Raw genomic sequence first — 22,097 nt, 5'->3', positions numbered from 1 at the left:
GAAGTGGGCTCTGGCTGGGTCAGTGAATCGGTATCAAGCTAAAACGTCCCAGGGGTTGGGGGCGTGGACCACCTGGGAGGTATTTCAGCAGCCTGTTAAGCGAAGCCGGTAAAGTCGGCATTTCGACTGGGACTCTTCAGCGGGCTAAAACCGATCTTGATATTGATACGAACAAACAAAGAAATATGGGAAGTGACAGTCCATCTGAATGGACTCTGCCTGCCCGCCTCTTGGGTGGCGAATCCAGAACTGATGGGATTGATGAAAGTGTTAGCGAAAAGTAAAAAGGCAATGAAGCATGCCCTTTGAGCTGACTGTCACACCAGATGTTTATGCCCTAACAGGCTGCTGAAATACTGGTTTCCGCTCTCAAAAACGGTTACAAAAACAATACCTTACCCTTGCCCTTGCCTATCTTGAAAAAATTGCTTGCAGGACGTTCTATAAGGTCGAAAATTTCCAGATTTCCCCTATCAGGGAGTATTTCAGCAGCCTGCTAAGCTGGACGGCTGCATGTCTGATGCGTAGCATTGTCAATGCGGCGCATGAGAGCTAAATCTGTATCGCAGACAGACAGATCTGGACCGGTAATTTTCATCTGTTCGCCAGCAGGGCGAGTCGGGATGCCGTCAGGTCAACGGTGTTTATTTCAGTGTAGCCAATCAACTCTTGAAATAGATGCAGCCATTCGGTACTGATACCTTCATCTATGCACCAGGCAATAAAGTGAAACGGTTCCATTTCCAGGGATGGATTTCCCGAATCTTCTTTCCATTCGTGCCATTCTTTGAAGATATGACGAGCCTTGAGGAAACGCAAATCACTGGTATATAGTGGCTTTTCATCTAACCCTATCCCTCCATCAGGAATTTCATTGCAGCCCAGTGGGGGATCAATGCCCGCGATCAGCAGTGCCCCCACCGCCGGTGTCCACATCTTGAATTCCAGGTAATGCAGAAGGCGGGCATTGATTCGTTCTCCTTCGACAAGGGTCTGGCCGAAGGTGCGCGGTCGAGATCCTGGCTTTGATGGCAACTGAGCAGTTGATTGCTCTGGCTCTGATATGGGTTGCAGTGAAGTTTTTTGCACGGGCTTTGGCAACGCTGTTTGTTTGATAGGCGCTGACGATGCCTGGGCTTCGAGCGTTAAGGTGTGGGAAGATGCTTTGGCCTTCTTCTTAGACGGCATCCCGCTCGTTGCGTTGGTTGCACAAGCCTCCAACCAAGCATCGACGTCGTTTTTGAACCAGCCAACTGCGCCACCGCCTAAAGGAAATGATTTCGGAAAGTCTTCAGCGTACCGTGGGGATTTTTTGTCCATGCGATCGTAGATCGCAGAGCGCGAGAGCCCCGTATGGACCATGAGGTCTTTGAGTCGAAGAATTGGTCCAGCCATTCTGAATTTACCTGGTAGTGGAAGATATCGTGTCAAAAAAAAAGAGGCTCCGACCTTTTGCCCCACTGTGCCGGACAGCTTATATCGGCTTTTTGTGAACTCGATCACCTACTGCATCTTTTTTAGCCGTGGTGCAATACATCCCCCACTCAGCCATCAGCGACTGCCGCTTTGCAAACTGGGTTCCACGCTGATAGGCTCGCTCGACCATATCTGGCAACTTATGCGCCAAGGCATGCTCGGCGACCTCACGCGGATAAGCTGTGGTCTCAGCGGTCCACATGCGAAATGTCGATCGGAAGCCATGAACCGTGATACCTTCTCCAGAAGCATCTACCCAAACAGGCTTGACAGCGTCATTGTTCATGCGCCGGATGACCGCCGTCAGTGACATATCTGATAACGCCTGCCCCTTGGAGCCTGGAAATACGAACTCGCCGTCTTGAGGCATGGAGGCCAGCAAGGCCAGAGCAGCATTTGACAGGGGAACTTGGTGCTCTCTGTGTGCCTTCATGCGCTTGGCCGGAATGGTCCACACTTTTTCTTTGAAATCAAACTCTGCCCATTGCGCGCCGCGCACCTCGCCAGATCGGCAAGCGGTAAGGATCGTGAACGCCATGGCGCGAGAGGCATTGCCTTCTCTCGCTTTGATGGCCGCCATGAAGTCGCCAATCTGTTGCCAAGGTAGCGATGGGTGATTTTTCGTCCTTGAGGTCTTGCTGATGTTGGCAAGAAGGTTCTCCAGGTGTCCTTTCCAACGGGCTGGGTTTTCGCCGGTACGGTATCCGCTGGTGGTGGCCCACCCCAGCACGGATTCGATGCGACCCCGCAAACGGCTCGCTGTTTCAGTCTTCGTCTGCCAGATTGGGGCAAGACATTTGACGACCAGTGCCGTGTCAATTTCCGCCACGGGCAACTGCCCGAATACAGGACTGGAATAGGTAGCCAAAGTGTTGGTCCACTGGTCGATGTGTTTGGCATTCTTCCAGCTGGCCTTGTGCGCCTCTATATAAGCCTTCGCACACTGGTCGAAGGTCATCATCTTCGCGCGTTCCAGCGCCTGGGCCAAGAGCTTCTGTTTTTTTTCAGCAAGAGGATTGTGACCATCGGCCAGCAGCTTTCGGGCTTCCAACGCCTTTTGGCGAGCCTCGGCTAAGCTAACGGTATGCGTCGCTCCGAGTCCCATGCCAAAAGCCTTTCCTTCACGCATGAATCGGAACAGCCAACTCTTCACACCAGCTTTTGTGATTTGAAGGGTCAGCCCTGCGCCATCCCCGTATAAACCAGGCTTGGTGAGTTTGGTAACCTGAAGAGCAGTGAGCTTGCTTAATTGGCGTGCCATTAATTTTTCGACTATCAAAACAACTATCAAATTGTAGTTGGATTTGGTCGAATTGGATAGAGCCAATTAGGACTACTAGCTTCCTAAGTAGTTGTTTTATCTAAGGAAAAAGTACTTCCTAGGACGTTATACTACGCAATCCAAGCGGACACCGCTTCCGCCAGGAAACTTGGCATTCATGCAGGTTTCACGGCAATCAGGTGACATTTCTCACATCGCAACATTAATCAATGAACGCCTGCAAACGGCGTTTTATAGCGATCAGTGGCCGTTGGCTGCGCTCTGCTTACCCCAAATCCGCATAAAAGGGACTTGCCCTCAGACCAGGAATGCGCGCGTAAAACTGGAGACGTATTCAGAGTCGGCTTTGAGCTTAGCGGCCAGCGCCTTGTGAACGGACGCGTAGACAATCTGCTCGCTTATCTGTGTGAAAGGCGTCTTCAGCCGGTCGCCATCCGAGTCAATCCAGAACCCCTCCCGGCCCAGGATGACGGCATTGAGTTTTCGCGAAACGGTGCGGTCATCGACTTTCTTCTCATCGGTAAAAAGCATGGCGGCGCCGGCATGTCCATCATCAAATGCGTAGGCAGCGGAGGCATAAAGGTTACCAAACGGTGTGATGACCCGCAACCGGGTCGTTCCATCGCCCTGCGGTACCGGTTCTGAAGCGATGTCAAGATTGAGAAGAGCCTGCCTGAACTGGTCGAACAGAGCGAAAAACTGTGCATGGAGTTCCCGTGCCTGCTGGACGCTTTTGCCCAGCTTGTCTGCTGTTGTCGCATCCTGGTATTTTTTCATCTCTGGGTTGGCCACGTTCACCTCCAAACGCCAATATCGGCACCACAGAAGGTAGCACTTCTTTTTGTCGCCCAGCCCTGTTCCACCGAAAAATCACGCGGTCTTTCCTGACTTGGTTCAAGGCGCCTCAGCGCTTCTGGCCGGGTTGCGCTTTTTCCATCTGCTGAAGCTGCCGCTTGCGTTTGCTCTTGTTTTTCGATTCCGGCTCGACAGGCCGATCACGCAGGGCCCGCGCCTCTCGTTCCTGAACCTCCTTTTTCTGCTTCTTCTTGCGAAAATGCATGAAGGTGCGCCCCACGCCAAAGCTCGCGAGGGTGCTGATGGCCAGCAGGATGATGCTTGAAGTTTCCAGTTCCATGGTGTGTGAATGCCGGCTCAATCAGCCAGAAAAAGAGATTGCAGATCGTTCAGAAAATCAAAGCCGCGCTCGGTCGGCTTGACGTGGACAAAATCACGCGTAACCAGTCCCATGCGCTCGGCCTCTTCCAGCCCTTTTTGGATCGCGGTGAATGGCAAGCCGGTCTTGTCGGCAAAATCCTGCAGCTTGAAGCCGTCCCGCAGCCGCAAGGCATTGAGCATGAATTCAAACGGCAGGTCGGCACGACTGACTTCTGTTTCCTGAGTCACCGCATCGGCGGCCAGCGCCTTGTCCATGTAGAGCTTCGGCTCGCGGTAACGCACTTGGCGAACCACCCGGTGCGCAAAACTGAGCTTGCTGTGCGCGCCGGCGCCAATGCCGAGGTAGTCGCCGAATTGCCAGTAGTTGGTGTTGTGAAAACAGCGGTGGCCGTCCCGGGCATAAGCCGACACTTCATAGCGCTGCAGGCCTGCGCCTTCGGTCATCTCGGTGATCTGGTCGAGCATGGCGTAGGCCGTGTCTTCCTCCGGGATCACCGGCGGAAACTTGGCGAAGTAGGTGTTGGGCTCGATCGTCAGGTGGTAGATCGAGATGTGCGGCGGCGCCAGGGCCAGCGCCTGCCGCATGTCCTGCGCCTGGTTTTCCAGCGTCTGGCCGGGCAACGCGTACATGATGTCGAGGTTAAAGGTGTCAAAGGCCTGCGCGGCTTCCTCTACTGCCGCAATCGCTTGGGCGCGGTCGTGCACGCGGCCCAGCGCCTTCAGGTGAACATCGTCAAAGCTTTGCACACCGACCGACAGGCGGTTCACGCCGGCGCTGCGAAACGCCTTGAAACGGTCTTTTTCAAACGTACCGGGATTCGCTTCAAGCGTAATTTCACAGTCGGCCGCCAGCTTAAGCCGGGCGCGGATGTCGCCCAGCAGACGGTCGATGGCCTGCGGCGAAAACAGGCTGGGCGTGCCGCCGCCAATGAAGATGCTGTGCACCGTGCGGCCCCAGACGAGTGGCAGCGACGCTTCCAGATCGGCCACCAGCGCATCGATGTAGCGCTGCTCGGGCATGATGCCCGCCACTTCGTGCGAATTGAAGTCGCAATACGGGCATTTCCTGATGCACCAAGGCAAATGCACATACAGCGACAGCGGCGGTAACGCGGCGAGTTGCAAGGTGCCGCTGCGCATGTAGTGCTGAACGTCTTTTTGGGTCATGAAGATTTCGAGTCCGGTTTACAGCCAGCGTTCACGCAGCAATTCAATCATTTGCCGCATCGCCTTGCCACGATGGCTGTTGGCGTTTTTCACGCTCACCGGCAATTGGGCAAAAGTCTGGCCGAACGCGGGGAGGAACATCACCGGGTCAAACCCAAAGCCGTTGGTGCCCACGGGCGAAAGGGCAATTTCACCGGCCACGCGCCCGCTGGCAACCAGCGGCTCGGGATCATCGGCAGAGCGCACCGCGACCAGCGTGCTGACCAGGGCGGCGCGACGCTCTGCGGGCTGCGACAGGTGTGCCATCTGCTCCAGCAAAGCCTTGACGTTGTTGTCGTCGCCCTTGGAATAGCCGAACTGTGTGGCATAAAACGCAGTGTCCACGCCGGGCTGTCCGCCAAACGCTTCCACGCAAAGGCCGGCGTCGTCAGCCAGAGCTGGCAAGCCACTGAGGGCAGACGCATGGCGCGCCTTGGCAAGGGCATTTTCTACAAAGGTGCGAAACGGCTCCTCGGCTTCCGGGATGGCCAGATCGGACTGCCTGACCAGTTCAAGGCCAAGGGGCGCGAGCATGGCCTGAAGTTCGGCCAGTTTTCCCTGGTTGTTTGAGGCTAGGACAATTTTCATGATGGAAATAGGTATTTACGCATGTTCAACGGGTATTGATAGCTATTAATTTAATAGTAAATGACGCCTTGATGCCACGCTGCCGACAAAAGCACTGGTGAGGCGATTCGATCACGTGTGGTGATTTCGTCGAAGGCGCGCACAGTGTCAATTGTCGGGCTGGAAAACGCCGGCTGCATCAATAAGGAAAAAAAGCGCTGTGCAAGTACCAGACCTGAACGACTGAACGGTGCGATCAGGCTTTCCTGGAAGTCGAACGGAGGATGGCCGCATTGATTTCGGCGATCGAGCGTTCGATCATGGCGTCATCGAGGTCGTCGGATTCGCTGTCCAAACCACCGGCATCGAGCGTGGAAGCAAAACTGCAGTCCATCACGGTTTCGGCAGAGTCGTGCCGGATGGACTCAAACACATCGGGCGTTTCCCATTCCATGGCCAGGGTAGTGACGTTGTCGCTGTGCTCTCCCCCCGCCAGCAATGCACTTTCCACCATTGCCGGAACTGCAATGGAAACGCTCTGGCTACTTAGTTGCGCAACTATTTCCGCATCGTTCAGACTGTCCCATAAACCGTCTGAGCAGAGCATCAGTTTGTCCCCCTGCTGCAAGGCAAATGGACCGGCAATCTCCAGAGTTGGCTTGGCGGGAGAGCCCAAGCAAGTGAACAGGATGTTGCGATTTACGGGTTCCAACGCTTTCAGCCCGGCCCGCGACTGCTCAAGAAGTGAATGGTCACGGGTTCGCATCAGCAACTTTCCATCACGAACCAGGTAGAGACGCGAATCGCCGCAATGCACCCAGCTTGCACTGGCGCCCTGCACGACCGCTGCTACCAGCGTGGTTCGCGGGGTGTCAAGCATGCCTTTTTGAGACGCATGGCGAATGATGCGGTGGTGCGCTGCCAGCGCAGCACTGGCAAGAAACTCAGCCGGGTTACCGATCATGGGTTTGGCTTCTTTCTGATACAAAGCCGAAATCGTGTCAAGGGCAATCTGGGCGGCGACTTCTCCTTCAGGATGTCCGCCCATGCCGTCAGCCAGCACAAACAGGCCTGACTCTCGTGTGTAACAGTAGCCCATACGGTCTTCATTCACCGCACGGCCGCCAATGCGACTGAGTTGAAAAACCGAAAATTTCATGTAATCCGGGTTTCCGGAATATTGGTCTTGCGCGCTGCTTTTTTGTTGTCGGACACCACGCTGTCAAACTGCAATCGCACCCTTTCGCCAACCGTCAACTTGGTGTAACTGCGCGCGCTTTCGCGACTCAACTCCTTTTGCAGGGCGAACACCGATTGCGGCCGTGCCAGTGGGTCCAGTGCCATGCACCACAGGATGACTTCAATCAAATTGTCGGAGTAAATCCCGCGCAGACGAGACAAGGCCAATGACAGCCTGTCTTTTTCAATTCGCTGCGGAGCGTCGTTGGGCGGATAACCCTGCATGCAGGCATAAATGCAAGCGCCAATCGCATAAATATCGGTCCAGGGACCCATGGACGAATCGCGCCGGTACATTTCAGGCGCCGCAAATCCGGGCGTGTACATGGGCCGGATGAAATTGCCCTCTTTGCTCAACACCTCTCGGGCCGCGCCAAAGTCAATCATCACCGCCCGGTTGTCGTCAGTGATAAAGATATTGGCCGGCTTGATGTCGAGGTGCAGCATTTTGTGCTGGTGCACGATGCGCAGGCCCCGCAAAATTTCGTCAAACAGCGAACGAATGGTAGATTCGCGAAACACCTTGGATTTTTTAAGGTCGCGCGCCGTGATGATGAAATCCTGCAGGGTTCCTCCTTCCAGGTAATTCATGACCATGTAGACGGTTTCGTTCTCGCGAAAGAAATTCAGCACGCTGACCACCGAGCCGTGCGAAATCTGCGCCAGTGAACGGCCTTCTTCAAAAAAGCTCTTCAGACCTAACCGGTATAACGAAAGTTTTTCAGGGAGTACCTGCGGCAGTAACTGGCCAACGGCGCGGCTGGCCAAAGACGAAGGCAGGTACTCCTTGATGGCAAACTGCTGGCCTTCGCTGTCTGCAGCCAAGTAAACTACACCGAATCCACCGGCCGAAAGTTTTCGCTCAATGCGATAGCCTCCGATCATGGAGTCAGGCGGCAGGGGTGAAGGCTTGACCTTTGACATAAATTCTTTGGTGGGCCGGGTGGAAGGTCACCCAGTCTCTTCTCTCTTTAGGAAGGCGTAAAAAGCGAATGTCAGTTTACAGCATGACGGGCTATGCAAGCCTGCAGTCGAGCACCGCGCAGTCTGCCAGCGAAACCGAACCGTCGCGTGACAGCAGTTCGAGGCTCGGCATTGAAATCCGTTCCGTCAACAGCCGTTTCCTGGACCTGGCTTTTCGCTTGCCCGACGAATTGCGCCAAGCCGAGCCGGCGCTGCGCGAGTTGCTCACCGGCAAGCTCAAGCGCGGCAAGGTCGAGGTACGCGTCTCGTTTGAAAGCACGACGGCCAGCAACCTGCGCGCGCCTTCAGCCGCCACGCTGCAGCGACTGGGCTCGCTTGAAGACAACATCAAGTCATGGCTGCCGCAGGCTGCACCGCTCAGCGTGGCGGACGTGCTCCGGATTGCGACGAATGAAGATAAAAAACCGCACGACTACAGCGAAGAATTGCTGCAGACCGCCCGACAGGCGGTAAACGAATTGATGGCGGCACGTGAGCGCGAAGGCGCTCGCCTGAGCCTCATGCTGCTGGACAGGACCGCCCAATTGCGGGCGCTGGCCGAATCGGCTGTGCCTATGGTTCCGAAACTGGTTGAACAGCAAAAAACCCGCTTTCTGGATCGCTGGAAAGAAGCGCTGGCGCTGGGCAGCAGCAGTGTGCTGCCGGAAATCGCCCAAGACCGGGCGTTGACCGAGGCAACAGCGTTTGCCATCCGGATTGACGTGGCCGAGGAAATTACCCGCCTGGCATCGCACCTAGATGAAATCGACCGCCTTCTGGCCAGCGGCGGCGAACTGGGCAAGCGCCTGGACTTCCTGATTCAGGAACTCCACCGCGAAGCCAATACCCTGGGCTCCAAATCAGCGTCGCTGGAAATGACACGCGTGTCGGTCGACATGAAGGTGCTGATCGAGCAGATTCGCGAGCAGGTCCAGAACATCGAATAACACCGCTGACCTTCTACATCCTCTAAATCAATAGCAAACATCGCTCGCCCAGTATGGACTATCCCGGAAATCTATTTGTTGTTGCCGCCCCCAGCGGGGCTGGCAAATCCAGCTTGGTCAAAGCCCTGATGGAACTCGATTCAGCCATCCAGCCGGCGGTATCACACACAACCCGCCCGCCGCGCGGCCAGGAAAAGCATGGCAGGGAGTACTTTTTTCTCTCGACGGAAGAATTTGACAGCATGGTCAAGCGCGATGCTTTCCTGGAATGGGCGCATGTTCACGGCCACCGCTATGGGACGTCGCGCCACACGATTGAAGAGCGGGTAGCGCATGGCGCCGACGTGATTCTGGAAATCGATTTCCAGGGCGCCATCAACATCAAGCAAATTTTTTCCAATGCGATCCTTATTTTCATTCTTCCGCCAAGCTGGGAAGAACTGCGCTCTCGCCTGCAGCGTCGTGGCGAAGACAGTCCGGAAGTCATCGAGTTGCGGCTTCAGAATGCGGCCCTGGAAATGGTACAGGCGCAAAAATTCGACTTCGTTATAATCAATGAGTTGTTTGAGCGGGCAGTTTTCGACCTGAAAACCATCGTGCACGCCCAGCGGCTGAAATATTCAGCTCAGCGACGCGCCAGAGCCGAGACTTTCATGGCGCTTCACATTCCCTAAGTTACTGTCCCTAAGTCAACGATCACCTGAAAGAACACCATGGCCCGCATTACCGTCGAAGACTGCCTCGAAAAAATCCCGAACCGCTTCCAACTGGTTTTGGCTGCCACCTACCGCGCTCGCATGCTCAGTCAAGGCCATGCTGCCAGGATCGAAAGCAAAAACAAACCCGGTGTCACGGCCTTGCGGGAAATCGCCGCTGGCAAGGTGGGTCTGGAAATGTTGAAAAAAGTCCCAAATTAGATCTGTTGAATTTATCAAATAAAGCACCTTTCGAGGTGCTTTATTCATTTTTGAAGCTTACTAAAACCATTTGTCCTTGATTCTATTCAGGTAGCGTTACATTTAGGGATATGAACGCAATGCTGACGACCGCCGTTCCCCACAAGCCGACACCTGCCGCAGCCAATGCAGCGGCAGCAAGTTTTGCGGCCCTGACCGCCAAACTCGATTACCTGAACGCGGCTGACATAGAGAATGTCCGTCAGGCTTACCGCTTTGCCGATGAAGCCCACTTGGGACAATTGAGAAACAGCGGCGAGCCCTACATCACGCATCCGATTGCCGTGGCCCAGCAATGCGCCGAATGGAAACTCGATGCTCAGGCCCTTATGGCGGCGCTACTCCATGATGCAATGGAAGACTGCGATGTCAGCAAATCGGAGTTGATCGAGCGCTTTGGTGCGCCAGTGGCAGAACTGGTAGATGGACTAACCAAGCTGGAAAAACTCGAATTCAACACCCGCGAAGAAAACCAGGCAGAGTCTTTCCGCAAGATGCTGCTGGCCATGGCGCGTGATGTCCGGGTTATCCTGATCAAGCTGGCTGACCGCATTCACAACATGCGAACGCTTGGCGACGCACCCCGCACAAAGTGGAAAAGGATTGCCAGTGAAACGCTGGACATCTATGCCCCGATCGCCTACCGCCTGGGCTTGAATTCGACCTATCGCGAACTGCAGGATCGCTCGTTCCAGCACCTGCATCCATGGCGTTATGCAATTTTGGCCAAGGCCCTGACCCGCGCGCGGGGACGCAGGCGCGACGTGATCAAGCGGGTGCAGTCGGAAGTTGAGGCGGCTTTTGCCTCGGCACAGATTCCCGTGAGGATTTATGGGCGTGAAAAAACGCTTTATTCGATCTACCACAAGATGGATCAAAAACACCTGTCTTTTGCGCAAGTGACCGATCTGTACGGGTTTCGGGTGATCCTGAATGAAGTGACGACCTGCTACAGCGCCATGGGCATCCTGCACCAGCTCTACAAGCCCTTGCCGGGCAAGTTCAAGGACTACATTGCAATTCCCAAGGTCAATGGTTATCAGTCATTGCACACAACGCTGGTCGGCCCGTTTGGCACCAACATCGAGTTCCAGATGCGCACCGATGCGATGCACGTGGTGGCCGAAGCCGGCGTAGCGGCCCATTGGCTGTACAAGGCGTCCGATCCGAACAGCGACACATCGCAGCGCCTGGGAACCAAGTGGCTGCAGTCGCTCTTGGACATCCAGAACGAAACTCATGACGCTGCCGAGTTCTGGGACCATGTCAAGATCGATCTGTTTCCCGAAGCGGTCTACGTCTTTACCCCGAAAAGCCAGATTATGGCAATGCCCCGCGGAGCCACGATTGTCGACTTTGCCTATGCCATTCACAGCGATGTAGGCCACCATGCGATTGCCGCCAAGGTCAATGGCGAACAGGTTCCCCTGCGTACTGAATTGCTGAACGGCGATGTCATCGAAATCATCACCGCGCCAGTTTCTACACCAAACCCCGCTTGGCTGGGATTTGTCCGAACCGGCAAGGCGCGTTCAAAAATCCGCCATCACCTCAAAAGCATGGCCATCACGGAATCGCAGGAATTGGGTGAAAAAATGCTCGCCCAAGCGTTACGAGCCGAGGGGATAGACCGGCAGAGTCTTTCGGAAGATGACGACGCACATCATGCGATCTGGGAAAAAATACTTCGGTTTACCGGTAATCGTTCGCGCGCCGAATTGCTGACAGACATCGGCCTGGGCAAACGCATTGCAAGCATGATTGCCAAGCGCATCGTTTCTTTTCTGGCTGAAAAAGGCGAGAAACCTGATGCTTTGCTCATGAGCCGGGAACGCTATATTCCGCAGGAATCCATTGCCCAAGGCGGCTTGGTGCTTGATGGCAGCGAGAAAAGTTCTGTCCAGTTCGCCCGGTGCTGTAGCCCGATTCCCGGCGATGCCATCGTGGGCTATCTCGGTCGCGGTGAAGGGTTGCTCGTACACATCGAAGACTGCGTAGTGGCCAAGCGACTGCAGCTACGCGACATTGAACGCTTCATTGCAGTGGATTGGTCAGATGAACCCACCAGAACGTTTGAAACTACTCTTATGGTCACAGTCTCCAACGGCAAGGGCGTACTTGCTAAGGTGGCTGCCGCGCTCGCTAGCGCCGAGGTGGATATTACCCATGTGGACATGGGCCATGAGCCTGCAAATGGTGCCACGGACCTGCGTTTTAGCGTGGCAGTGCGCGACCGCGTTCACTTGGCTTCAGCGATGCGCAATGTCAAGCGTGCCCCGTCGGTGATTCGGGTGCAGCGATCCAAAGCCAGCACCTAAAAGTTGAGCTTTTGTTTTAAAGAATTAAAAGAATCATGCATGCCGGGCCGTTGTGCCAGGTTCGGGATAGTTTACTTTAAGCACTTCCAGTAACCGCGTTCCTTTGGGCGTGACCAGCGTCACTTCATCACCCGTCCGCGCTTTCAGCAAAGCACGTGCCACTGGCGAAATCCAGCTGATCTGCCCCTCCGTACTAACGGCTTCGTCAACACCCAGAATAGTCACCGTACTTTCGTGCCCCTGTTCGTCTATATAGGTGACCGAGGCACCAAAAAATACCTGATCATCACCATAGTGGATGCTAGGGTCGCTGATTTCGGCAATTTCTAGCCGCTGCGTCAAAAAGCGGATGCGTCGGTCTATTTCTCGAAGCCGCTTCTTGCCATACAGGTAATCGCCGTTTTCTGAACGGTCGCCATTGCTTGCCGCCCAGTGAACGATATCGACGATCTTGGGCCGCTCGTTGTCGATCAGATCATGTAATTCCAGCCGCAGGCGCTCATAGCCCTCAGGGGTGATGTAGTTCTTGCCGCTTGACAGCGGACGGGGCATGGGAAGTGCATCTTCATCGTCAGCATCGGTTTCTTTGGTGAAGGCTTTATTCATGCAGTAAGCAGAATAGCATTCACTTAGGCATTTTTAAAGGCTCAAACAATCCGAATAAAAATCTGAAACTTTTGTTACCGCTACACCAATATTACAAAGCAGCGCACTGAAATTTCTCACTCACATACGGAATTCGCTGCGTTTGAATAGATGCCTGCGACAAAGATGGTCTTGCAAAACTGAACAGTTCCAGACCAATTATTGAAATAGCTCATCTTGGGTAAAGATTTTTTGCATGGCGCGCTCGGCAAGGCAGGATTGCTGAGCAAAAAACGATCGCCATTCGCCTATGTTCTGCCTGTCATGCACAAGCCAAGTTGCTCAAAATCAGTCGAAGTGTGCGTTGCTGAAAGACTCGACCAGCAAGTAAAGATGACATTAAACGCATGCACCGCATAGATGAGTTGCGCTTGGACTGCCCTTTTTCGGGCAGTCTGCCTCAATGCGATGACGGTTTACTTGGAATCCCTGCGGGACCTCAAGCTAACAGGATAGTCACCCAGAACAGACTGCACCCATCAAAACCGTTTGACTGTTCAAACAAAGGCCCCAGCTCTGTTAACACCAGCGATACAAAGCTAAAAATTTACGAGGCCGATGTCTTTTTGAATAATAGCCGTGAGCTGTCGTAGCAATCTAGGGCTTTTTAGTAACTTGTAGGATATTGAGGCTGGAAAAAGGAAAACGGGTTACGAAATTTCTTTCATAACCCGTTCATTTTTTGGTGCGGCTGGCAGGAATTGAACCCACGACCCCTTGGTTCGTAGCCAAGTACTCTATCCAACTGAGCTACAGCCGCCAAGCTTCAAATTATAGCGTAGATATTGACACTGATTGATCGCGTTTAAGAAGAAAGTAAATTTCAGCTGATGCTGAAACATCTCAACACTCTGCATTTTGCGCGGCGTTAAACACTGCGTTAACGAGTTCCCCGAATTGGTAGGTCTTGTCCAGGAAGTCCTCGGCACCGGCTCCCAGATAGCACTTCCGGTAAACAAGGTCCGAATTGTTGCTAAAGATCACAAAGGCAATGTCAGGCGCGGCGTGACGAACTGCCCGCAAGACCTGCAGGCCAGAGCCCCCTTCGAGCTGAACGTCCAGCACTACCACGTCAGGATAAACGGCAAGAATGCCGTCTATTGAATCCTGGGGCGTTTCAGCCTGACCGACGATGACCATGGCGCTGGCTCCAAGCATCGACGCTACGCGCTCACGTACAAGAAGCGAATCGTCTGCAATAAAAATTCTTAATGCTGCATTTTCTGAACCCATCGCACTACTTTGCGGTACTTTTACGGCGCGCGCCATACGCGTTGCCTGAAAAGCAGCATCGGAAAATTCCGGACACGTCAAGAGATAGACGCCCACTACCGTTCAGCCAATCCTACAGGTCGAGCGTCAGGCAATAGTTTTTATCAACACCATTAATGAACGAAAAACATCTTTAAATTGATTCATGGCTCCAGCGGCTCGGTCACACCATGCTTGATGGCGTAACGAATCAGTTCACTCTGGTTTTGCAAATTCATCTTTTGCATGAGATTGGCTTTGTGCGTGCTAATGGTTTTAGCCGAAAGGTTCAGCCGTCCCGCGATGTCGGTGACCGACATGCCGATGGCAATCAAACGGAATACCTCAAACTCCCGGTCCGTCAGCCTTTCATGCGCTGCAGAGGATGACCCCAGCATGGAGCCAAGTGCCAGTTGCTCGGCAACCCCTGAACTGATGAAGGCGCCGCCTGCGGCAATTTTTCGCAGCACCTGCATCAGTTGCGTCGGCGCGCTTTCTTTGGTCAGGTAGCCGCTTGCACCAGACTTGATCGAGCGGACGGCGTACTGCAGTTCTTCGTGCATGCTGAGCACAAGAATACGGAGTTTTGGCTTTTCGCAACGCACCAGTTTGATCAGTTCCATGCCGCTTCGGCCCGGCATGGACAAGTCCAGAACCAGGACATCGAAATCAGACTCCCGCACTTGGCGCATGACCTCCGTTCCGTTGGATGCTTCCCCGACCACGGTCATGTCTTCCGCTGAGGTGACAATACGTTTTAGGCCCTCTCGCACAACGGCATGGTCATCGGCGATAACAATTCTGATCATTGCGGAACTCCCATCTCGTGCAGGGGAATGCTTACTTCAACGGTTGTTCCTTTCCCCCGCGCACTACGGATGGCAACGCTTCCACCAAGAAGTTGTGCCCGCTCGCGCAGACCCAGAAGTCCAAGCGACTGGGGCTTGCGCATACCCTTGCAAACAAATCCGCAGCCATCGTCTTCCACGCGCAGTCGTACCGTATCCAGGGTCTTGTCCAGCGTGACGATGACCTGGGAGGCAGCCGCATGCTTGGCAATGTTGTTAAGCGACTCCTGAACAATCCGGAACACGGCCGTTGCATATGGCTCAGGCAATTCAAGCGCTGGTTCGTCATTGACCGAAAGTGTGCAGGGCACACCGCAGCGCTGCATGAAACTGCTTGCAAGCCATTCAATTGCCGGCACCAGACCCAAATCATCGAGCATCAGCGGCCGTAGGTCGGCGGCCATTCTGCGCGTTGCAGCCACCGTGCGGTCAAGCATTTCCACCATCTCGGTCAGCTTGTCGATCACCCTCCCGGGAACGGATGAAGCGTGGTCGCGAACCCATATTGCGTCCATTTTCAGTGCAGTCAACGACTGCGCGAGTTCATCGTGTAACTCTCGGGCCAAACGCGCTTTTTCTTCTTCGCGGATCGCCTGTGCTGCGATTGCAAAGGCACGTCGTTCTTCCAACAGTTGTGCGGTTTCAGCTGGCATCAGAGGAATATTGACCCGAAGCGTTTTGTGCAGGAGTGGTAGTCCATGAAATTGATCCTGAAACTGATGACTGGCGGGCCACTTGTCGCCCACTCTTACAGTTTTTTTTGAATCGAGCTGAAAATGCATTTGGCTTTTCATGGTTACTCCGAAAATTATTTTGCTTGCCGTCATGACTTCAGGCTGTACGCTGCTTTTAATGCATTGCTGATCGCTACACCTGACAATACAAAGGCAAACGCACCTCTCTTTATTTACTCATGCGACGACCTTAAAGCAAATGGGAATGCAGTTTGTGGGATAGCAGGGGTTATCTACAAAACGTTATTGCGGTTACAGACTTTGCTACCCAGTTCAGATTAGCTTTTGCAATAAAAAATTGATACAACTCATTTCTTCTGAAAATAAATTATTTTTAATACCAAAAATTTCTGCCGCGCTGGCTGCATAAGCGCTAGCAGCTATTAATAAAATAGCAAAAAGCTGGGAGTTTTTGCCTTGATGTATGTCAAACTTGTTTTATTCTTGAAATTCGTGATGCACTTAATGAAATTTTCCACGGTATAAGATTGTTGAGGGTGTTACGGCGCTTGACTTGAATGAAGACAAGCAAGTCTGCGTACGCTTACGCTGAAACTTTCTATTTAAATTGGAGTAGTCATCATGTACAAGCGAATTCTTGTCGCTACCGACGGTTCGGATCTTTCAAAAACCGCCGTGGGCAGCGCTATTGAACTGGCAGCAGCCATAGGTGCCGAACTGGTCGCGCTTTATGTCGTACCGCGCTACCCGGTAAGTTATTTTGAAGGCGGCATCACCATTTCAGTTGAAGACATTGCGCGTACCGAGAAGCAATGGAGCGACAAGGGCCAGGCAGTTGTCGATGCCGTACAAGAACAAGCCAAGGCCCAAGATGTCATAGCCAAAGCGGTTGTGGCGCAATCTGACCTGATCGCCGAATCCATCATTTCCGCCGCTACAAAACATGGGTGTGACCTAGTAGTGATGGCGTCGCATGGCCGAAAAGGCATCAAACGGGTGCTGCTGGGCAGCGAAACTCAGCATGTACTGACACACAGCACCGTACCAGTCCTGGTCCTGCGCTAAGACGACTTTGGCAGAACCTCAATTCGCTTTCGGTAAAAGCCTTGTATCAAGCGCTGTCCGGCTAATCAGAAGATGAACTCGGAAAACAAAAAGGGCACCCTTGGAGTGCCCTTTTGTTGATTGCCTTAATGCTGGTGAACGCGTTCAGAGCGGCAATGGGTTACGCAGGCGAATGTGTAATTCGCGCAGTTGCTTTTCATCGACCGGGCTAGGTGCGTGGGTCAGCAGGCACTGCGCGCGCTGGGTTTTCGGGAAGGCGATCACGTCGCGGATGGACTCGGCACCGGTCATCATGGTAACGATGCGGTCCAGACCAAAGGCCAAACCGCCGTGCGGTGGCGCGCCATATTGCAGGGCATCCAGCAAAAAACCAAATTTCAACTGCGCTTCTTCAGGGCCAATGTTCAGCGCACTGAACACCTTGCTCTGCACATCGGCGCGGTGAATGCGCACCGAGCCGCCGCCCAGTTCCCAGCCATTGAGCACCATGTCGTAGGCCTTCGCGATGCAGCGGCCAGGGTCGGTGTCCATCCAGTCTTCATGGCCGTCCTTGGGAGCCGTGAAGGGATGGTGCACCGCGCTCCAGCGTTTGCCGTCTTCGTCGTACTCAAACATCGGAAAGTCAACCACCCACAGCGGTTTCCAGCCCTTGGTGAACAAACCGGTTTTTTTGCCGAAGGCACTGAGGCCAACCTTCAAGCGCAATGCGCCGATGCTGTCGTTGACCACCTTGGACTTATCAGCACCGAAAAACAGGATATCGCCGTTTTGCGCGCCGGTGCGCTTGAGGATTTCTGCCACCGCCGCATCATGGATGTTCTTGACGATGGGGCTTTGCAGGCCTTCACGACCCTTGGTGATGTCGTTGACCTTGATCCAGGCCAGGCCCTTGGCACCGTAGATCTTGACAAATTCGGTATAGGCGTCGATCTCGCTGCGGCTGATTTCAGCGCCACCAGGAACGCGCAAGGCAACGACGCGACCACCTACTGTGGTGGCGGGTGCACTGAAAACCTTGAAGTCAACATCCGCCATCACGTCGGTCAGTTCGGTGAATTCCATGCTGATACGCAGATCGGGCTTGTCCGAACCGTAGCGGTGCATGGCTTCGGCATAGGCCATGACCGGGAACTCGCCCAGGTCGGTGTTCAGCACCGTCTTGAACAGCCCGGTCATCATGTCCTGGAACATATCCCGGATTTCCTGCTCGCCCATGAACGACGTCTCGATATCGATCTGCGTGAATTCCGGCTGGCGGTCGGCGCGCAGGTCTTCATCGCGAAAGCATTTGGTGATCTGGTAGTAACGGTCAAAACCGGCCACCATCAACAATTGTTTGAATAACTGCGGGCTTTGCGGCAGGGCAAAAAACTGGCCCTCATTGACGCGACTCGGAACCAGATAGTCACGCGCGCCCTCGGGTGTGCTCTTGGTCAGCATCGGCGTTTCAATGTCGATGAATCCATTGGCATCGAGGAACTTGCGCGTTTCCATTGCCACGCGATAGCGCAGCATCAGGTTGTTCTGCATGTAGGGACGGCGCAGGTCAAGTACCCGATGCGTCAGCCGCGTGGTTTCCGACAGGTTGTCATCATCTAGCTGAAAAGGCGGGGTAACACTGGGGTTCAGCACGATCAATTCATGGCACAGCACTTCGACCTTGCCACTTTTCAGGCTGTCGTTGGCAGTGCCTTCCGGTCGGGCGCGCACCAAACCCTTGATTTGAACGCAAAACTCGTTGCGCACGTTTTCGGCAATGCCGAACATGTCGGCGCGGTCCGGATCGCACACCACCTGCACATAGCCTTCGCGGTCGCGCAGGTCAATGAAAATCACACCGCCATGGTCGCGCCGACGATTGACCCAGCCGCAAAGACTGACCGTCTGGTCCAACAGGCTTTCGGTCACCAGACCGCAATAAGTGGTGCGCATTTTAGCGCCTTGTGTTTCAGCGATAGCCATAAAAAATACTCGGGATGATCAGCGCTGTTGCGCTGTTTACAGGGGGGGATTGAGTGGGGCAACAGGACGGGTGGCCGGAACCACGACACCCATGGAGATGACATAAGTCAGTGCTTCATCAACACTCATTTTCAACTCAATGCATTCCGCTCTCTTGAGCATGACGAAATAGCCGCCGGTGGGATTTGGTGTGGTCGGCACATAGACGCTAACGTAATCCGCAGGCAAATGGTTCACAACATCGCCGCCTGGCGAGCCAGTAAGAAAACCGATTGTCCAGACGCCTTCACGGGGCCATTGCACCAGCAGGGCCTTGCGAAAGGCATTGCCGTTTTCGGAAAACAAGGTGTCGGAAACCTGCTTGACGCTGGAGTATATCGAGCGGACGATCGGAATGCGGCGCAGCAGGGCATTGCCAACCATTAGCAGTTTCCTGCCCAGGAAGTTGCTGGCAATAGCGCCCATCAACAGAACGATTCCAAGCGTCAGCAGCACGCCAAAACCGGGCAGATGAAAACCCAGCAGCCTGTCCGGGTGCCACGCAACAGGCAGGATCAGTAGAGTCTGGTCCAGCGTGGCCACAATCCAGTTAAGCACTGCCAGGGTGATGGCCAGCGGCACCAGCACCAGAAGTCCAGCCAACAGCCACCGGCGAATCGAGCTCATCATGACGATTTTTTGGGTGCGCCGTTGTTGCCGGTATTGCTGGTGCTAGGTGCGGGGGAAGAAGCCGTCGCCGATGGCGTTGCGGCCGGACTTGCTGCTGAACCACTACTCGCCCCAGCATTAGAGGAAGTATTGCCCGCATCTGCCGGGGCTGCGGCCTGTGCCTCGGCCGATTTGGCAGCAGGTGCACCGCTGTTGCCGCCCTTGAAATCCGTGACATACCAGCCGGAGCCCTTTAGCTGAAAACCAGCTGCAGTCAGTTGCTTCTTGAAGCTCGGTGCGTTGCATTGCGGGCATACTGACAAGGGAGCATCCGACATTTTTTGCAGTACATCCTTGGCGAATCCGCAGGATTCACATTTGTAGGCGTAGATAGGCATGGTGCTTAAGCTCGTTTTCCGGGGAGTTGCCGCCAGCAAAGGCCAGACGGTACAAAGCCTTTAATTATAGGGCTTGCCCGCCACGCGGACAAACTTCGCAGGCCTTGCCCGCCCAGGGGGATTTCGCATCAAAACAGGTGGATTCGCAAGACCATCTGCATGAAAATCAGCCCCAGAACGAAACCCATCCCACCGTAAATCAGGCTTTGCAGCAGCTTGTTGGTCCGCTTTTGTTCGGCCAGCAATTCGTTCAGATGCTTGTAGTTGGTTGGCGGCCCTGCCTTCAGGTACTGCGCCATGAGACGCGGCAACATGGGCAGCAATTTGGCATACAAAGGCGCTTCTGCCTTGAGTTGGGCAAGGAGTTTTTCAGGGCCGACCTGCTCCAGCATCCAGCGCTCGAGGAAAGGCTTGGCTGTGCTCCAGAGGTCCAGGTCAGGATCAAGGTCGCGTCCCAGTCCTTCAATGTTGAGCAGCGTTTTTTGCAGCAGAACCAGTTGCGGCTGGATTTCTACCTGAAAGCGGCGCGACGTCTGAAACAGCCGCATCAGCACGATGCCCAGTGAAAGCTCCTTAAGAGGCCTGTCGAACATCGGCTCGCAGCAGGCGCGAATGGCCGACTCCAGTTCGTCGACACGGGTGGCTGGCGGAACCCAGCCCGATTCGATATGCAGTTCAGCCACACGCTTGTAGTCGCGCTGGAAAAAGGCACTGAAGTTCTGCGCCAGGTATTCCTTGTCCACCTCGGTCAGCGTACCAACGATGCCGAAATCGAGGGAAATCAAGCGACCAAAGGTTTCTTGCGCCAGACTGACCTGGATATTGCCGGGGTGCATGTCGGCATGGAAGAAACCGTCGCGAAACACCTGGGTAAAAAACAGTGTGACGCCATCGCGCGACAGTTTTTTCATGTCAACGCCGGCATCGCGCAGGCGCTGGGTCTGGCCAATGGGAACCCCGTACATGCGCTGCATCACCATCACATCAGGCATACAGTAGTCCCAGTACATCTCGGGAATCATCACCAGATCAAGGCTTTGCATATTGCGCCGCAATTGCGCCGCGTTCGATGCCTCACGCAGCAGATCAAGTTCGTCGTGCAGGTACTTGTCGAACTCGGCCACCACCTCGCGCGGCTTGAGGCGCTTGCCGTCTTTTGACGCACGCTCGACCCAGCCCGCCATCATGCGCATCAGCGCCAGATCTTTTTTCAAAGCGGCAAGCATGTTGGGCCGCAGCACCTTGACCGCCACTTCGCGTCCGCCGGGCAGCGTGGCAAAGTGCACCTGCGCTATCGATGCGCTGGCGACCGGCGTCTGCTCGAAGGTTTCGAAAATGGAATCAATCGGTTTGCCAAAGGCTTTTTCAATGATCGCCACGGCGACAGCCGAAGGAAACGGTGGCACGCGGTCCTGCAGTCGCGCCAATTCATCAGAAATGTCAGGAGGCAGCAAGTCACGGCGGGTGGAAAGCACCTGACCAAACTTGACAAAAATCGGCCCCAGTTGTTCAAGCGCCTGCCGAAGACGTTCCCCTCGGGGGGCTTTGAGATTGCGCCCGAAGGACACGATGCGTGAAAGTAGACGAATCCATGGCTTCTCGAAACTTGACAGGACCAGTTCGTCCAACCCGAACCGCAACACGGTCCAGACAATGATGAAACCCCGAAAGATCCGGCTCATGCAGCAGTCCCGGGCGGTATGGGAAATGACTCGCCTTCCTGAGGCGGCAAGCTGGTGTCGCCGGGAGGCAGGGAACCACCGGCTGACTTACCGTGTCCGGTGGACTCAGCAGAATCTGCAGCCACCTCGGCAGGCAAGGGGCGGGTCGTCGATGTGGGCGACGATTGCGCTGCCGGTGCAGTCCTGCGCGGTGGCATGGGAGTGGCGGCGGCGGCGGCTTGGGGGGGTGTAGCTGTAGACTGCGCAGCAGATGCCAGTGGTCCCTTGGTCAAGAACTGCCTCAGACCGGAAGCCAATCGTCGTCCGGCGTCGGCCAGCGCGTGGGCTGACGCATCGCCGATCAGGCGGGACAGGTCTTCTTCTGCGTCCCAACGCAAATTTTCAGCCAGCCAGCCTATATCGGCCGCCAGTTGCACATCGCCGTCGATCTTGACGGCAGGTGTCTTTCCCGCCAGCACCGACTGCACTGCTGCCAGAGGCGATTCAGCGGCAACCGACAGAATCAGGTCAGGCGTTGAAAATTCAGCCGCACGGTCCACCAGACCAGCTGGAGTAACTATTAAATCAATAGCAAACAAACCCCAGCGCAAATGCACTACACGGCCTTTTTGACGCAAAAGCCGTTCCTGGGCCTGCTTTTCCTGCAGAAGAACATGATTGAGAAAAAGCACCAGTCGCTGCTGTCCTTCGTCAACCACCCATGCAGGAGGCTGAAAACGGGTGGCGATGGATTTCAGAAATGAAAAAGGAGACGTGTTATTCATACGTCTCCG

22 protein-coding genes and 1 tRNA gene are annotated in these 22,097 nt (G+C 54.6%); 5 read left to right on the top strand and 18 right to left on the bottom strand.

Annotation, left to right across the window (positions count from 1 at the left end; genetic code table 11):
* Window positions 1-594 precede the first annotated feature (594 nt).
* The 8 genes from IWX87_RS03870 to IWX87_RS03835 form a co-directional block, all read right to left on the bottom strand.
* Window positions 595-1,395: an AlpA family transcriptional regulator gene (locus IWX87_RS03870; protein ID WP_196862187.1), complete on the bottom strand. Its 801-nt coding sequence runs from the start codon at window positions 1,393-1,395 to the stop codon at window positions 595-597.
* Between the two features lie 79 nt (window positions 1,396-1,474).
* Entirely contained in the window at window positions 1,475-2,803 is a 1,329-nt protein-coding gene (locus tag IWX87_RS03865; RefSeq protein WP_370583751.1) for a tyrosine-type recombinase/integrase, read from the bottom strand.
* Between the two features lie 252 nt (window positions 2,804-3,055).
* Complete coding sequence (locus IWX87_RS03860) at window positions 3,056-3,550, bottom strand: hypothetical protein (RefSeq protein WP_196862186.1); 495 nt, start codon at window positions 3,548-3,550, stop codon at window positions 3,056-3,058.
* 112 nt (window positions 3,551-3,662) lie between these two features.
* Window positions 3,663-3,893 (bottom strand): hypothetical protein, encoded by a 231-nt coding sequence (locus tag IWX87_RS03855; protein ID WP_231374540.1) that lies wholly within the window; start codon window positions 3,891-3,893, stop codon window positions 3,663-3,665.
* A gap of 17 nt (window positions 3,894-3,910) precedes the next feature.
* Window positions 3,911-5,101 carry a radical SAM family heme chaperone HemW gene (gene hemW, locus IWX87_RS03850; protein ID WP_196862185.1) on the bottom strand — a complete coding sequence of 397 codons (1,191 nt, stop codon included), beginning with the start codon at window positions 5,099-5,101 and terminating at the stop codon, window positions 3,911-3,913.
* A gap of 18 nt (window positions 5,102-5,119) precedes the next feature.
* Entirely contained in the window at window positions 5,120-5,728 is a 609-nt protein-coding gene (rdgB, locus tag IWX87_RS03845; protein ID WP_196862184.1) for an RdgB/HAM1 family non-canonical purine NTP pyrophosphatase, read from the bottom strand.
* A gap of 235 nt (window positions 5,729-5,963) precedes the next feature.
* Window positions 5,964-6,866, bottom strand: a complete 903-nt coding sequence (locus tag IWX87_RS03840; protein WP_196862183.1) for a PP2C family serine/threonine-protein phosphatase — start codon at window positions 6,864-6,866, stop codon at window positions 5,964-5,966.
* Window positions 6,863-7,870 (bottom strand): serine/threonine-protein kinase, encoded by a 1,008-nt coding sequence (locus IWX87_RS03835; RefSeq protein WP_196862182.1) that lies wholly within the window; start codon window positions 7,868-7,870, stop codon window positions 6,863-6,865. The genes IWX87_RS03840 and IWX87_RS03835 overlap by 4 nt, the downstream gene beginning before the upstream one ends.
* A gap of 68 nt (window positions 7,871-7,938) precedes the next feature.
* On the opposite strand from IWX87_RS03835, the gene IWX87_RS03830 reads away from it, so the two are divergent.
* The 4 genes from IWX87_RS03830 (at window position 7,939) to IWX87_RS03815 (ending at window position 12,130) form a co-directional block, all read left to right on the top strand.
* Window positions 7,939-8,856, top strand: coding sequence for a YicC/YloC family endoribonuclease (locus IWX87_RS03830; RefSeq protein ID WP_196862181.1), 918 nt, complete (start codon window positions 7,939-7,941; stop codon window positions 8,854-8,856).
* Between the two features lie 53 nt (window positions 8,857-8,909).
* Window positions 8,910-9,530 (top strand): guanylate kinase, encoded by a 621-nt coding sequence (gene gmk, locus IWX87_RS03825; protein ID WP_196862180.1) that lies wholly within the window; start codon window positions 8,910-8,912, stop codon window positions 9,528-9,530.
* Window positions 9,531-9,569: 39 nt separating this feature from the next.
* Complete coding sequence (gene rpoZ / locus IWX87_RS03820) at window positions 9,570-9,773, top strand: DNA-directed RNA polymerase subunit omega (protein ID WP_029523754.1); 204 nt, start codon at window positions 9,570-9,572, stop codon at window positions 9,771-9,773.
* A gap of 110 nt (window positions 9,774-9,883) precedes the next feature.
* Complete coding sequence (locus IWX87_RS03815; RefSeq protein ID WP_370583750.1) at window positions 9,884-12,130, top strand: bifunctional (p)ppGpp synthetase/guanosine-3',5'-bis(diphosphate) 3'-pyrophosphohydrolase; 2,247 nt, start codon at window positions 9,884-9,886, stop codon at window positions 12,128-12,130.
* A gap of 33 nt (window positions 12,131-12,163) precedes the next feature.
* On the opposite strand, the gene greB is transcribed toward IWX87_RS03815, so the two are convergent.
* The 5 genes from greB to IWX87_RS03790 form a co-directional block, all read right to left on the bottom strand.
* On the bottom strand, window positions 12,164-12,736 hold the full coding sequence (gene greB / locus IWX87_RS03810) for a transcription elongation factor GreB (protein ID WP_196862178.1): 573 nt from the start codon (window positions 12,734-12,736) through the stop codon (window positions 12,164-12,166).
* Window positions 12,737-13,458: 722 nt separating this feature from the next.
* Window positions 13,459-13,535 (bottom strand) — tRNA-Arg (locus IWX87_RS03805).
* An 83-nt stretch (window positions 13,536-13,618) separates the two neighbouring features.
* A complete protein-coding gene (locus tag IWX87_RS03800; RefSeq protein ID WP_231374541.1) occupies window positions 13,619-14,044 on the bottom strand; it encodes a response regulator in 426 nt (141 codons plus the stop codon).
* Window positions 14,045-14,190: 146 nt separating this feature from the next.
* Window positions 14,191-14,835, bottom strand: a complete 645-nt coding sequence (locus IWX87_RS03795) for a response regulator transcription factor (protein WP_196862177.1) — start codon at window positions 14,833-14,835, stop codon at window positions 14,191-14,193.
* Window positions 14,832-15,668 (bottom strand): sensor histidine kinase, encoded by an 837-nt coding sequence (locus IWX87_RS03790; protein WP_231374542.1) that lies wholly within the window; start codon window positions 15,666-15,668, stop codon window positions 14,832-14,834. The genes IWX87_RS03795 and IWX87_RS03790 overlap by 4 nt, the downstream gene beginning before the upstream one ends.
* A gap of 522 nt (window positions 15,669-16,190) precedes the next feature.
* On the opposite strand from IWX87_RS03790, the gene IWX87_RS03785 reads away from it, so the two are divergent.
* Entirely contained in the window at window positions 16,191-16,634 is a 444-nt protein-coding gene (locus IWX87_RS03785) for a universal stress protein (RefSeq protein WP_196862175.1), read from the top strand.
* 144 nt (window positions 16,635-16,778) lie between these two features.
* Here the strand turns inward: IWX87_RS03785 and aspS are convergent, their stop codons facing one another.
* The 5 genes from aspS to IWX87_RS03760 all read right to left on the bottom strand — a co-directional run bounded on the left by aspS (window position 16,779) and on the right by IWX87_RS03760 (window position 22,088).
* Window positions 16,779-18,566 (bottom strand): aspartate--tRNA ligase, encoded by a 1,788-nt coding sequence (gene aspS / locus IWX87_RS03780; RefSeq protein ID WP_370583749.1) that lies wholly within the window; start codon window positions 18,564-18,566, stop codon window positions 16,779-16,781.
* A 66-nt stretch (window positions 18,567-18,632) separates the two neighbouring features.
* The gene (locus IWX87_RS03775) at window positions 18,633-19,262 is read right to left on the bottom strand and encodes a DUF502 domain-containing protein (RefSeq protein ID WP_196862173.1); all 630 of its coding nucleotides are present in this window, start codon (window positions 19,260-19,262) and stop codon (window positions 18,633-18,635) included.
* Window positions 19,262-19,642 carry an FmdB family zinc ribbon protein gene (locus IWX87_RS03770; protein WP_196862172.1) on the bottom strand — a complete coding sequence of 127 codons (381 nt, stop codon included), beginning with the start codon at window positions 19,640-19,642 and terminating at the stop codon, window positions 19,262-19,264. Before IWX87_RS03770 ends, IWX87_RS03775 begins: the two co-directional genes overlap by 1 nt.
* 128 nt (window positions 19,643-19,770) lie before the next feature.
* The gene (gene ubiB / locus IWX87_RS03765; protein ID WP_196862171.1) at window positions 19,771-21,324 is read right to left on the bottom strand and encodes a ubiquinone biosynthesis regulatory protein kinase UbiB; all 1,554 of its coding nucleotides are present in this window, start codon (window positions 21,322-21,324) and stop codon (window positions 19,771-19,773) included.
* Complete coding sequence (locus IWX87_RS03760; RefSeq protein ID WP_231374543.1) at window positions 21,321-22,088, bottom strand: hypothetical protein; 768 nt, start codon at window positions 22,086-22,088, stop codon at window positions 21,321-21,323. The genes ubiB and IWX87_RS03760 overlap by 4 nt, the downstream gene beginning before the upstream one ends.
* Between the last annotated feature and the right edge of the window lie 9 nt (window positions 22,089-22,097).

This window comes from Polaromonas sp. CG_9.7, assembly GCF_015752205.1.
GTDB lineage: Bacteria > Pseudomonadota > Gammaproteobacteria > Burkholderiales > Burkholderiaceae_C > Polaromonas.
Note: the sequence above shows the minus strand (reverse complement) of the source record. Positions and strands in the feature narration are given on the sequence as shown.